Origin of the sequence: Dysgonomonas sp. BGC7 (assembly GCF_001261735.1) — a bacterium.
Classification (GTDB): Bacteria; Bacteroidota; Bacteroidia; order Bacteroidales; family Dysgonomonadaceae; genus Dysgonomonas.
In genome coordinates, this window is record NZ_CVRP01000008.1 from 74,493 (window position 1) to 86,259 (window position 11,767).

Sequence of the window (11,767 nt, forward strand, 5' to 3'; positions counted from 1 at the left end):
AATATTCTAATTGTTATCTGGGTACAACAAATATTTTTTCCTCATTGTTTTGTATGTATTCAAATCTTTTTCCCATGTTTTACGAATACTTTCTGCCGAAAGCCCTTTTACTATCTGCATGCGTAAACTATTAGAACCTGCCAACAAATCCATAAACTTAGGATTGGTAAAAAAAGCAGCTCCTTGTCCCGATTTTTTATAGAAAGATATTAAATAACTTAAGTCTATTTTCTTTTCTACGTTCATTGTTCGCAAGTCTATTCCATAACAGGCTTTATCTTTGTTCAAAGGGTTTCGGGCTCCCTCCATCGATTGTGGTGTGAATGTAAATTTTCCATATTTCTTATTAGTACCTCCTAGCACCTGAAAAGGGTAGTCTGTACCTCTGCCTACACTAACCCCTGTAGCTTCGAAAAAGCACAGGGAAGGATACAAGTCTATAGCTTGTGAGTTTGGAAGATTGGGAGAAGGTCTTACCGGCAATTCATATAATTGCCCATGTATCCACCCTTCTATAGGGATTATTTTCAGATTACACCTTACCTTCCCTGAAAGCCACCCCTCTCCATTAATCATTTCTGCAAGCTCTCCGACTGTAAGCCCATGAACTACAGGAATAGGGTGTATTCCTACAAACGACTTGTATTTCGGATTTAATACAGGTCCATCGACAAAGTCATTTGGGTTAGGACGGTCTAATATTATACATTGTTTTCCGCTTTCGGCAGCAGCCTCCATCACATAGTGCATAGTACTGATATAGGTATAGAAGCGAGTGCCTACATCTTGTATATCGAATATAATAACATCTATATTCTTTAATTGCTCTACAGTGGGTTTATAATTTTTTCCGTATAGCGATATGACGGGAACTCCCGTCTTACTATCGACTCCGTTATTTACTTTCTCCCCTGCATCGGCTTTTCCTCTGAATCCGTGTTCAGGCGCGAATATTTTAACTATGTCTACATTATTGCTTAACAAGGTATCGAGTAGATGAGTTCCGTTTTTTAACAGGGACGTCTGGTTTATTACTAAAGCCGTTTTTTTATCTTTGATCGCTGTTAGTAGTAAATCCATTCTGTCTGCTCCTGTTTTTATATTTGGGGGTAAAGCATAAATACATGAGAAAAAAAGCAGTATTAACAGTGATAAAAGAAGAACCTTTTTCATTTGTCGGATGTTTAAATACAAATTTACATATTTTTAAATAAATTATAGAGTTAAGAGTAATGAATACATTAGCTATCATCGAAAATTTTTATAAAAAAGACTCTGACCTTTACAATATTCTGGTTCATCATAGTACAGATGTTACAAATAAGGCATTATCTGTAGCGTATATACATCCCGAGTTGGATATTGATGTTCAATTTGTGAAAGAGGCAGCAATGCTTCACGATATTGGGATATTTCTTACTAATGCACCATCTATTCACTGTTATGGTATAGCTCCCTATATTTGTCATGGCTATTTAGGTCGTGAAATCCTTGATAAACTTGGGTATCCCGATCATGCTTTGGTCTGTGAACGACATACAGGGACAGGTATTTCTCAAGAAGATATAATAGCGCAGAAGCTTCCTTTGCCACATCGCGATATGTATCCTATAAGTGTAGAGGAACAAGTAATTTGTTTTGCTGATTGCTTTTTTTCGAAGACTAATATAGGACATGAGAAATCTATAGATGAGGTCAAAAAGAGTTTGTTCAAGTTTGGAGAGCATTCTGTGAAGCAATTCGAGGAGTGGGTAAAAGCTTTCTTGTAACGAATAAATTAAATGCAAGTGTGAAAATTACACAAATTTTATATCTTTGCATGTTCTAAATTAACAAATTTATTGACAAAACAATGCACATATGAAAAAATTATTGATCATCTTTTTTATTTCTTTTCTTTCTGTTTATGGGGTTTCGGCGCAAGATCAGGAAGGGAAATTCTCTTTAGCCGGAAACCTTAGTTATGGAACAAAGATAGAGTCACTGGGGCTTGGCCTACGTGCTCAATATGGTTTTACAGAGAATATCAGAGGGGCTTTGGAATATAAATATTACCTTGATAGACGTAATGTAAGTGCATGGGGAACTACTGCAGATGTTCACTATGTATTTGGCGTGTCCGATGCTGTTTCTTTATATCCAATCGGGGGATTGACTTTTTCCAGATGGACATTAGATCTGGGAAGGACTAATATTCCGGGGGTAGATCTAGGCGAACTGGAAGCCAAGACCAGTGAAAACCGCTTAGGTCTTAATCTTGGATTTGGTGGTCAGATTGCGTTAGGAGATAAGACTTTCTTGCAAATAGAAGCAAAAGAAGCACTTATAAAAGATTATACTCAGTTTGTGATTTCAGTTGGTTTTATGTACCAATTTTAAATAAACATAATAAGAAAAGTAGTGTTTAGAAGAGAGAGTTCGTATAGGGCTCTCTTTTTTTACTATGTACAAATAATTATGCTCTAAATTACAAGCTACTGAATTAATTGTCTTACTCTAAAATACTATCTTTGTTGATAAAGGTAAAAAACAAATAAAATGAAGAATATCCCTAAGGTATTTCTTATTACAGTACTATTTCTTGGTTTTATAGATGCAGAAGCACAAAATAAGACAATAGAGGTTGGTGTAAAAGCCGGTGTAAATCTATCAAATCTTGTTGCGAAGAATAAGCCGGATTCTAAGGTCGGTTATCAGGCAGGAGTGTTGTTAGATTTTAACTTAGACGAATGGATGTTTTTTCGTGCAGGAATAGAAATCGCTACTAAGGGAGCTAAGCAAGATATGTTTAACCTGTTCGAAGGTGTTATACTAAATACTCCGGTCGATTATAGTGCCACTTACATACAAGTACCTATACATGCAGGATATAAAATGTATATATCCAGAGCTCTTAACGTTTCTATACACACTGGGCCATATTTCGCTTATGGAGTTGCCGGAAAAATTAAAGGACATGCAATAGCAGAAGACAATACTATAGAAGCAAGCGAAAAAGAGTTTGATTTTTTTGGAAATGCAGGGATCGCTAAAAAAGTAGATTTTGGATTGGGTTTCGGACTTGGATTTGAGCTGAACTCTATTGTATTTGACTTGGGTGCAGATTTGGGTTTGGCCAATATAGCTGACAGAGGTAAGAAGATGGAAATGTTAGGTAGAAATATAGAAATTCCATCGGATGCAAAATTAAGAACAGCAAATATTTATCTGACAGTGGCATATAAATTTTAATAAAAGCTTAATGAAGTATTTAATTAACATCTGTATTTTTTGTTAAAAAATATGTATGTTTGCATATCCTATATAATCGAATTTTAATAAAATTAAAGTCCCTATTTTAAACACAATTAATTTCAATGATTATGAAAACAATGATTAAAACATGTTTTATTGCAGTTGCAATTTTATTAGGAGTGAATGCCAATGCCCAAGACAAACCTCTTGAATTTGGGGTAAAGGCAGGGGTAAATCTGTCTAATATGACAGGCGATATTAATAATACGGATGCAAAAGTCGGTTTTAATGTCGGTTTAACAATGGATTACGCATTAAGCCCAGACGTATATTTGTTGACAGGCCTTGAACTTACTACTAAAGGATTTAAGTATACAAGTAGTCTTGGAAAGGTGACTCTAAATCCTATGTATCTACAATTACCTGTGCATGTTGGTTATAAGTTGGCTGTTGCTGAAGGTACTAAAGTGGTATTCCATGCTGGACCTTATGTTGCATACGGAATAGCAGGTAAAGCTACAGTTAAAAATGATCTCGGAAAAGAAAAGGAAAATGTATTCAGCACAGGAGGCTTGAAAGAATTTGACTTTGGCTTAGGTATTGGTGCCGGATTAGAGTTCGGAAAAATTGGTGTTGGTCTAGGATGGGACTTTGGTCTAGTGAATGTATGGGATGCTGATAATGTTAAGGTCAAAAACATGAACGGCTATCTGTCACTAGGATATAAATTCTAATCGATCGATAGAATATAGCGAATAGAGAAAAGCCCGAATATTTCGGGCTTTTCTTATGTAAGTAACTATTAACCATAACATAAATCCTTATTTTTTATTTAAATACTGAAATAGTTTGAAAATTATAAACAAAATTTACATATCTTTGCAGAAGGTTCATAAACATTATACAGAATTTAAAAACTACAAAACGAACACAAAAGACTAATTTAGATATATGAAAGCTTTTATAAGAACCAATCTGGCGATATTGTTTTTACTGATATCTTGTTCAGTTAATGCACAACAATGGCAAACTTTCGATAGACCATTCGAATTTGGAGTGAGAGCAGGGGTTAACCTTTCTCGGGTTAATGGATTAAAAAATCCTGATATAAGCCGTGTGGCAAATAAACCTTCAGGATGGGCAGAAGATACTAAGAATATATTTGGTATCAATTTGGCTCTTACTTTCGACTATCATCTCAGTCGGAAAGTATATCTGTCTTCGGCATTGCAGTTCTTAACCAAAGGAACTAAATTCGATTTCAGAGAAGATCGCCCACAGTACATTCTTTCCAGTCCTGATAGTAAGATGAATCAATTTTATCTTCAGGTTCCTGTGCATGTAGGTTATAAATTTCAGTTATCTCGTCCTGTCAGATTATCTGTGCATGGAGGTCCTTATGTCTCTTATGGTATTGGAGGGCATACAGAAAGAGGAGATATGATTAGGAAAATAGATAGAGAAACTGGTCTGCAAATGGGAGGAGAAATGTCTCTTAACGACTATGCTCAAATAGAAAAAGGTATTGCTCGTGAAGCCGATACTTTCAGCGACAAAGGATTAAGGAGATTTGACTTTGGCGTAGGTTGTGGAGTTCTTGTCGAATATTACCAAATAGGCTTTGGTCTTAATTATGACTTTGGTTTATTAGATCTATCTAATGCCGGTGATAAGGTGAAAAACGGAGTAGGATATCTTACTGTTGGTTACAAGTTTTAATATTCAACTCTTCTATATAATTTATAAAAAAGCCCGGATGTTCCGGGCTTTTTCTATTTTATATCTCTATTTCAATAACAGATTTTTGAACTCTTTAAACTCTTTATTTATACCGATACTTTGTTTCTCTCCTTTCATAAAAGCTTGTAACTTATCAGGAATTGAAATAGAAGCCCCAATAATAGACTCTACAACTTCTAAGAATTTAGCGGGGTGTGCTGTTTCCAGAAAAATTCCCGTTTCATTATCTTTCAGCTCATCTATTAAAGCCTGATAGCCGCAAGCTCCGTGAGGATCGAGAAGATAGCCTGTTTCGGAATATGTCTTTTTCACTGTTTCTCTTATACTATTGTCCGTGTACCAGATACCTGATATATCGGTTTTGATTTTATCTAGCGATTTATCATATAAATCAAGAACACGGGCAAAATTGCTCGGATCTCCTACATCCATAGCATTTGCTATTGTTTGTACGGACGGACGAGGTGTGTAGATTCCCGTTTGCAAGTATTCGTAGAATATATCGTTACTGTTATTTGCCGCAATAAAGCGTTTAATAGGTAAGCCCATACGCTTAGCTATGAGCCCTGCTGTGATATTGCCAAAGTTTCCACTAGGTACCGAAAATACTACATTCTTTGCTTTTCCCTGTTTTGCCAGTTGCGCATAAGCATAGAAGTAATAAAATGCCTGAGGAAGAAAACGGGCTACATTAATCGAATTGGCGGAAGTAAGATTCAATTTTTTATTTAAATCTTCATCCAGAAAAGCTGTTTTCACCAAAGCCTGACAGTCATCGAAAGTACCATCTACTTCTATTGCTGTAATATTCTGGCCTAACGTAGTAAACTGGCATTCCTGAATGCGGCTTACTTTCCCCTTCGGATATAGTACATATACATGGATACCTTCTACTCTAAGAAATCCGTTTGCGACAGCACTACCTGTGTCACCTGAGGTGGCAACAAGTACTTTCACATCCTTTTGTCCTTGTTTCTTTATAAAATAGCTTAACAGACGAGCCATAAAGCGACCGCCTACATCTTTAAAGGCTAGGGTAGGGCCATGGAACAATTCGAGGCTGTATATATTGTCTGTTACATGTGCAACAGGCGTATCAAAATTTAGCGTATCATATACTATATCTTTCAGTGTATCGGCATCTATATCCTCGCCAAAGAAAGCGTCGGCTACAGTATATGCTATTTCCTGAAAACTCATACTGCCAATATTATCATAGAAAGATTGTGGCAGAGCTTTTATTTTCTCAGGCATATATAAGCCTCTATCTGGTGCGAGGCCTTTCACTACTGCTTCTTGTAAGCTGACTTCGGGTGTTTGCCTGTTTGTACTGTAATATTTCATTTACATTAGGTTATATTGAATAAACAAAAATAATAAAATGATGCTATATTGGCAATAATTGTATCAATATACTGCTATTTCGACGCGGTTATCATTATTGATAACAAGAGTATATACATAGAAGCGAATTAATAACAATAGTTATGTTTTCTAAAAGCTATTTTGTTCGTTTACTGATCTATAATAAGCCATTATATCTAATCTTCGTCCAAGCTCTAATATAGCTAATATCGGAATCTCTCTCTGCGAAACAATTCTATGGGGCGCATCGTCTAACTGAAAATAGATTAAGCTATTTGTTTTTATTAAAGCCTCCTTTTTTTGCTTAGATATAAAAGCGTCATAAGCATCAGATGTTCTTCTTAATCTACTATTGTATAAAAAATATACTCCAATATAACTATAATTCCGGTGCTCAACTTTGTTACGGAATAGCCCATAGTCGGAATAGTAAGAAAATGACCTGTTGTCTATAATAAAGATTTCCTTTCCCTGTTTGTTCCATAAATATAATTTGAAAAGGTAGTAGCTTATTATCCAAAAGAAGATAATGAAAACAATAAATCCGGAAAAACCATCACTTTCTTCGTCTGTAAGAAGCAAAGGTATTATTGATAGAGGGAGAAAGAAACAAAACAGAGAGGCAAACAAGATCGGAAAAATAAACCTCTTCTTCTTTTTGCTACAGAACGTTTCCAACAATATTGGGTTTGCAATTTTCAGATTGTATCTATTACTCTTATCCACCATATATGAACTTTTAACTAAAAGGTGACAAAAGTTACACATTTTGCCTATTTTTCGTTTATTCTTTTCATTGTATAAATGTCGGCTACCAGCCAGTATGATACAGATAAAAATTCGCAAATTGGTTTTGATAGACTATTTACTCATTTCTCTCGACTTATCGCCAAGATAACCTCCGTGATGTCTTTTAGCATAGTCCGACGGAGTAAATCCAATTCTCCTCATTGTTCCCACAACCAGAATGTCTCCTATGACAGTCATTACTGTAGTAGAAGTCGTTGGGGTAAGCCCTAGTGTGCAGACTTCTTCCGGCTTGCCTGTAAGTATGCAAACATCGGCGTTCTGAGCCAATAGGCTATCTGTATCGCTCGTTATAACAATAAATTTTATACCCGGTATCAGATTTTTTGCCAATGTACTGAGTTCTATTATTTCCCTTGTTTTTCCCGAATTGGAAATTGCAAGTACAATATCATTTTCTTGTAAGATACCCAGATCGCCATGCTGTGCTTCGCTGGGATGAAGAAATACGGCAGGAGTTCCTGTAGAGCTGAATGTAGTAGCTATATTTTGAGCAATCTGCCCTGCTTTGCCCATACCACTGGTCACAAGCTTTCCTTTTTTTACATTCACCTGTTCCACAATAAGATCTATCGCTTTTGTATAAGCGTCAGTTGCCGGAATGTTCAATATCGAGGCAGCTTCATGTTCCAGTATAGAACGGATTTCATCTATTTGCATATCTCTCTTTCTTTTTTTGAGCTCCAAAGATACAATTTTTATCACTTTTATTTACAAAAAAGACTTGAGCAGAAACCCGATCAAGTCTTTTATTAGGAAAAGCTATACAGCTTCTTAGTTCGTCTTATATTTATACTCAATTTTAGATAGTTCTTCGTTTGCTTTTTCTATCTTACTCTTCAAGCTTTCTTTATAAGCTTTCAGTTTTGTTTGCAGATGTTCGTCACCTGTAGCAACCATCTGTAATGCAAGAATAGCAGCATTTAAAGAACCATTGATACCAACAGTAGCAACCGGTATTCCCGGAGGCATTTGCACTATGGCCAACAGAGCATCCATACCATCTAGCGAAGCATCTATGGGTACACCAATAACGGGTATATGTGTCATAGAAGCTATTACACCCGGAAGGTGGGCAGCCATACCTGCTGCTGCAATAATTACTTTGATACCTCTTTCGGCTGCAACTTTGGCAAAAGCTTCAACTCTTTCGGGAGTACGATGAGCAGAAAGTGCATTTATTTCGAATGGAACTTCCATTTCATCGAAAAATTTAGCTGCTTTTTCCATCACCGGTAGATCTGAGGTACTACCCATTATGATACTAACTATTGGTTTCATCTGCGTATATTAATATTATCAACAATATCGTCTAAAAGTCTTTTGTCAGACTTTCTGACGAATAACAAAAGTAAATTTCTCTATCTATTATTTACCTATCAGTTTCTTATAATCGGATGCTGAAAGCAGACTTTCAACTTCGGATGGGTCGTTGAGACTCACTTTTATAATCCAGCCTTCTCCATATGGATCTTCATTGATAAGCTCCGGCTTATCTTCCAATGCTGTATTGAACTCCAGTACTTCTCCGGAGGCCGGCATTAAAAGATCTGATACTGTTTTTACGGCCTCCACACTACCAAATACTCCGCCAGTGACTACTGTTTCGCCTTCGGTAGTAACATCCACATAGACGATTTCGCCTAGCTCGCTTTGTGCAAATTCTGTAATACCAATAACAGCAGTATCACCTTCTACTCTGATCCATTCGTGATCTTTCGAGTACTTCAAGTTTTCAGGAAAATTCATAGTTTCTAATTATTTATATTATTAAATCATAGGTTTATTTATAAATTAATGACACCCCAATATGCACCAAACAGAACACACAGATAAGAAACCACCGCTCCTACAAAAAAACCGATATATACCTGTGCCGGAGTATTCTTTTTAAGACTTAAGCGAGCTACACCCAAACATCCTGCTAAGATAAATAAAATGATGAACAAAATAAATGGATTTACACCTTTAACATTATAACAGACTGACAAAGTGCTACCAATGAGAGCTCCAATGGCGGCCATATGAATACTTATCTTCCAATATGCAGAGATAACGCCCAGTATAACAACCAAAATTAAAGGTACGGCTAATATAGAAATAAACCATACATATAATTTTGCTGCATGGAAATAATATATCAGTAAGCTATATGAGATGAAGGTGATAAGAAAAGGTATAATTCGCTGCCGCGATGGGTTTATCCTATAGCTGTCCATCAGCCCTGATTTACTGAGAAAGTACATACTGCTAAGAGGAACAACACATGTAAGAAAAAATACAGGCGAAAGAAACCTTAAGAACTGTCCTGCAAAAATGAGATTGAAATCAGTATAGAAAAACAATAATGCAACAGTGTATATACCCATAAGTATGGGATGAAGCATTATGGAAACAATACGTGCCAACAATGCACCTTCTTCCGTAGCGGGAGAATAAGACATTAATGAGGCTTGTAGGTTTGCAGTTTTTCTCTCAGTTATATTAGGTTCTATCATATTTCTTTTCTTAAACGGGCTACAGGCAGATTCATTTGCTCTCTATATTTGGCAACTGTACGTCTTGCTATTATATAACCCTTTTCTTTCAGTATTTCAGATAATTTGTCGTCGGTCAGAGGTTTTCTCTTGTCCTCATTTTCTATACATTCTTTCAAAATGGCTTTTACTTCCCTCGATGAGATCTCTTCTCCGGTATCGGTCTGCATAGACTCCGAAAAGAAATATTTAAGAGAATAAACTCCAAAGTTTGTTTGCACATATTTACTGTTGCTCACTCTCGATATAGTAGATATATCATATCCTGTACGTTCAGCAATATCTTTTAGTATCATTGGCTTCAGTTGGGCTTCGTCTCCTGTAAGAAAAAAGTCGTACTGAAGATCCATAATAGCTTTCATTGTACGTTGAAGAGTATTTTGCCTCTGCTTAATAGCATCTATAAACCATCGAGCCGAATCAAGTTTTTGTTTCACGAACAAGGCTGCATTTTTATTGTCCGCCGACATTCCTTCTCTATTGTCGGCATACCCTCTTAGCAAATCGGAATATTCGCGGCTAACTCTGAGGTCGGGAATGTTCCTGTTATTGAGGCTTAGTACAAGTTCTCCGTTGTAACTATCTACAATAAAATCAGGAATAATAGTATTCAGCGTAGATGACATAGAGTCGCCCCAGTTGTTTCCGGGTTTGGGATTAAGTGTTGTGATCTCTTGTATCACGCACTTCATCTCATTTTCATCTATTCCCAGTTGTTTTATTATTTTGTCATAATGCCTCTTCGAAAATTCATCGAAATGTGCTTCTATTATTTTAATGGCAAGCTCGGTTGCTTTGTTTTGCTCTTTTCTTCTGAGTTGCAACAAGAGGCACTCTTGCAGATTGCGAGCACCTATGCCTGCCGGCTCAAACTCCTGAATAACAATAAGCAACTCCTCCAGCTTAGATATAGATACATCTATGTTTTGCTGAAAGATAAGATCGTCGGAAATAGCAGCTAAAGATCTGTCTAGATAACCGCTCTCGTCAATGTTGCCAATAATATATTCAGCTATTTTTTTGTTTTCTTCGTTTAGTTCACACTCTCCGAGTTGCTCCAGAAGATATTCGTTCAGCGATTCTGCTATAGAGAAAGGTATTTCTTCTTTAGTACTATTTGCCTTATTGTTGTCTCTGAGCCGATAGTCGGGAATCTCTTCATCATTCAGGTAGTCGCCAAGGGTTATATCTTCCTGCGATATATTAGTGTCGTCTTCGGGGCTGAAATCGTCATCATATTCCGAAGAGCTATCTGTAGGTTCAAGTCCTTCTTCTAAGGCAGGATTATCCTCCAGTTCTTGCTTAATACGCTCTTCCAACTCTATAACAGGTAGCTCAGTAAGCTTTATAACCTGCATTTGCAGAGGCGAAAGCTTTTGTTGTTGTTTGAGTTGTAAGTGTTGCTTCAGAGCCATATGTATCGATATATTCTGTTAAGACAAAGATAATAATTGTTTTTAATCTAATAACAAAAACAACATTCAGTCTCAGAAGGTTCTTAAGAAATAGAGTTCAGGGTATCTATCAGCACTTTCCATTTCTCTATTTTCTCATCCAGCCTCATTCTTGCGTTGGCAGGGCTTGGCGATGGCAGCACTGTAAATACCTTGTCGGTATCGAAGCCCACATATTTCTTGTAAAATTCGGCAGCCTTCTTACTTGTGAAAAATATATATTTGATTCTTGGATATTCTTTAAATAACTTTTTAAAGTCGTTAGGCTTCTCGTTTCTTATTGCACTATCCAGACTTCCCTCTCCCTCACACGAATGGAGCACATCCCATATGGCAATGTTGTTGTCTGTCAGTATTGCGCTTTTCTCTTCGTAATTATCAGGAAGCGGTTTGTTGAACAGAGCGAACAGAATTCTCCAAAACTGATTACTCTTATGTCCGTAACGTTCTTTTTTGCGCAGTGATTCCTCACTTGGAACAGTTCCCAGAATTAACATCTGGCAGTCTTTGTTTATCTCAGGCTCAAAGGTTATTCTTTTCATTGCTTATATTATTAAGTAACAAGAAATAGGATGATACATTCCTCGGAAAAGACTATTTGCTGCCTCATTAAGTAAGTCAATGAAAAAA

The 11,767-nt window shown here is 36.5% G+C and carries 14 protein-coding genes; 5 read left to right on the forward strand and 9 right to left on the reverse strand.

Going from position 1 to position 11,767, the window contains the following annotated elements; translation table 11 throughout:
* Positions 1–6 precede the first annotated feature (6 nt).
* The gene (locus tag BGC7_RS08375) at positions 7–1,173 is read right to left on the reverse strand and encodes an exo-beta-N-acetylmuramidase NamZ family protein (RefSeq protein ID WP_050701135.1); all 1,167 of its coding nucleotides are present in this window, start codon (positions 1,171–1,173) and stop codon (positions 7–9) included.
* A 59-nt stretch (positions 1,174–1,232) separates the two neighbouring features.
* Between BGC7_RS08375 and BGC7_RS08380 the strand changes: the two genes are divergently transcribed.
* The 5 genes from BGC7_RS08380 (at position 1,233) to BGC7_RS08400 (ending at position 4,953) form a co-directional block, all read left to right on the forward strand.
* Positions 1,233–1,769, forward strand: coding sequence for an HDIG domain-containing metalloprotein (locus BGC7_RS08380; protein WP_050701136.1), 537 nt, complete (start codon positions 1,233–1,235; stop codon positions 1,767–1,769).
* Between the two features lie 91 nt (positions 1,770–1,860).
* A complete protein-coding gene (locus BGC7_RS08385) occupies positions 1,861–2,379 on the forward strand; it encodes an outer membrane beta-barrel protein (protein WP_050701137.1) in 519 nt (172 codons plus the stop codon).
* A 159-nt stretch (positions 2,380–2,538) separates the two neighbouring features.
* Positions 2,539–3,231 carry a porin family protein gene (locus BGC7_RS08390; protein ID WP_050701138.1) on the forward strand — a complete coding sequence of 231 codons (693 nt, stop codon included), beginning with the start codon at positions 2,539–2,541 and terminating at the stop codon, positions 3,229–3,231.
* A gap of 131 nt (positions 3,232–3,362) precedes the next feature.
* The gene (locus tag BGC7_RS08395; RefSeq protein WP_050701139.1) at positions 3,363–3,968 is read left to right on the forward strand and encodes a porin family protein; all 606 of its coding nucleotides are present in this window, start codon (positions 3,363–3,365) and stop codon (positions 3,966–3,968) included.
* Positions 3,969–4,185: 217 nt separating this feature from the next.
* Positions 4,186–4,953, forward strand: a complete 768-nt coding sequence (locus BGC7_RS08400; RefSeq protein WP_050701140.1) for a porin family protein — start codon at positions 4,186–4,188, stop codon at positions 4,951–4,953.
* 66 nt (positions 4,954–5,019) lie between these two features.
* Here BGC7_RS08400 and thrC read toward each other — a convergent pair whose 3' ends face one another.
* The 8 genes from thrC to BGC7_RS08440 all read right to left on the reverse strand — a co-directional run bounded on the left by thrC (position 5,020) and on the right by BGC7_RS08440 (position 11,679).
* The gene (thrC, locus tag BGC7_RS08405; protein ID WP_050701141.1) at positions 5,020–6,318 is read right to left on the reverse strand and encodes a threonine synthase; all 1,299 of its coding nucleotides are present in this window, start codon (positions 6,316–6,318) and stop codon (positions 5,020–5,022) included.
* 150 nt (positions 6,319–6,468) lie between these two features.
* Positions 6,469–7,068, reverse strand: a complete 600-nt coding sequence (locus BGC7_RS08410; protein WP_050701142.1) for a hypothetical protein — start codon at positions 7,066–7,068, stop codon at positions 6,469–6,471.
* 132 nt (positions 7,069–7,200) lie between these two features.
* On the reverse strand, positions 7,201–7,806 hold the full coding sequence (locus tag BGC7_RS08415) for an SIS domain-containing protein (protein WP_050701189.1): 606 nt from the start codon (positions 7,804–7,806) through the stop codon (positions 7,201–7,203).
* Positions 7,807–7,920: 114 nt separating this feature from the next.
* Complete coding sequence (purE, locus tag BGC7_RS08420) at positions 7,921–8,427, reverse strand: 5-(carboxyamino)imidazole ribonucleotide mutase (protein ID WP_050701143.1); 507 nt, start codon at positions 8,425–8,427, stop codon at positions 7,921–7,923.
* 87 nt (positions 8,428–8,514) lie between these two features.
* A complete protein-coding gene (gene gcvH, locus BGC7_RS08425) occupies positions 8,515–8,895 on the reverse strand; it encodes a glycine cleavage system protein GcvH (RefSeq protein ID WP_050701144.1) in 381 nt (126 codons plus the stop codon).
* A gap of 38 nt (positions 8,896–8,933) precedes the next feature.
* The gene (locus BGC7_RS08430; protein WP_050701145.1) at positions 8,934–9,644 is read right to left on the reverse strand and encodes a hypothetical protein; all 711 of its coding nucleotides are present in this window, start codon (positions 9,642–9,644) and stop codon (positions 8,934–8,936) included.
* Positions 9,641–11,098 carry an RNA polymerase factor sigma-54 gene (gene rpoN, locus BGC7_RS08435; protein ID WP_050701146.1) on the reverse strand — a complete coding sequence of 486 codons (1,458 nt, stop codon included), beginning with the start codon at positions 11,096–11,098 and terminating at the stop codon, positions 9,641–9,643. Before rpoN ends, BGC7_RS08430 begins: the two co-directional genes overlap by 4 nt.
* 83 nt (positions 11,099–11,181) lie before the next feature.
* A complete protein-coding gene (locus BGC7_RS08440) occupies positions 11,182–11,679 on the reverse strand; it encodes a DNA-deoxyinosine glycosylase (RefSeq protein ID WP_050701147.1) in 498 nt (165 codons plus the stop codon).
* Positions 11,680–11,767 lie beyond the last annotated feature (88 nt).

Excerpts from the sequence above, each read along its gene's own strand:
- BGC7_RS08385 (WP_050701137.1), top strand. The coding sequence starts at position 1,861 with ATGAAAAAATTATTGATCATCTTTTTTATTTCTTTTCTTTCTGTTTAT.
- BGC7_RS08395 (WP_050701139.1), top strand. The coding sequence starts at position 3,363 with ATGAAAACAATGATTAAAACATGTTTTATTGCAGTTGCAATTTTATTA.
- gcvH (WP_050701144.1), bottom strand. The coding sequence starts at position 8,895 with ATGAATTTTCCTGAAAACTTGAAGTACTCGAAAGATCACGAATGGATC.
- BGC7_RS08410 (WP_050701142.1), bottom strand. The coding sequence starts at position 7,068 with ATGGTGGATAAGAGTAATAGATACAATCTGAAAATTGCAAACCCAATA.
- BGC7_RS08440 (WP_050701147.1), bottom strand. The coding sequence starts at position 11,679 with ATGAAAAGAATAACCTTTGAGCCTGAGATAAACAAAGACTGCCAGATG.
- BGC7_RS08375 (WP_050701135.1), bottom strand. The coding sequence starts at position 1,173 with ATGAAAAAGGTTCTTCTTTTATCACTGTTAATACTGCTTTTTTTCTCA.
- rpoN (WP_050701146.1), bottom strand. The coding sequence starts at position 11,098 with ATGGCTCTGAAGCAACACTTACAACTCAAACAACAACAAAAGCTTTCG.
- BGC7_RS08400 (WP_050701140.1), top strand. The coding sequence starts at position 4,186 with ATGAAAGCTTTTATAAGAACCAATCTGGCGATATTGTTTTTACTGATA.
- thrC (WP_050701141.1), bottom strand. The coding sequence starts at position 6,318 with ATGAAATATTACAGTACAAACAGGCAAACACCCGAAGTCAGCTTACAA.
- BGC7_RS08430 (WP_050701145.1), bottom strand. The coding sequence starts at position 9,644 with ATGATAGAACCTAATATAACTGAGAGAAAAACTGCAAACCTACAAGCC.
- purE (WP_050701143.1), bottom strand. The coding sequence starts at position 8,427 with ATGAAACCAATAGTTAGTATCATAATGGGTAGTACCTCAGATCTACCG.
- BGC7_RS08415 (WP_050701189.1), bottom strand. The coding sequence starts at position 7,806 with ATGCAAATAGATGAAATCCGTTCTATACTGGAACATGAAGCTGCCTCG.
- BGC7_RS08390 (WP_050701138.1), top strand. The coding sequence starts at position 2,539 with ATGAAGAATATCCCTAAGGTATTTCTTATTACAGTACTATTTCTTGGT.
- BGC7_RS08380 (WP_050701136.1), top strand. The coding sequence starts at position 1,233 with ATGAATACATTAGCTATCATCGAAAATTTTTATAAAAAAGACTCTGAC.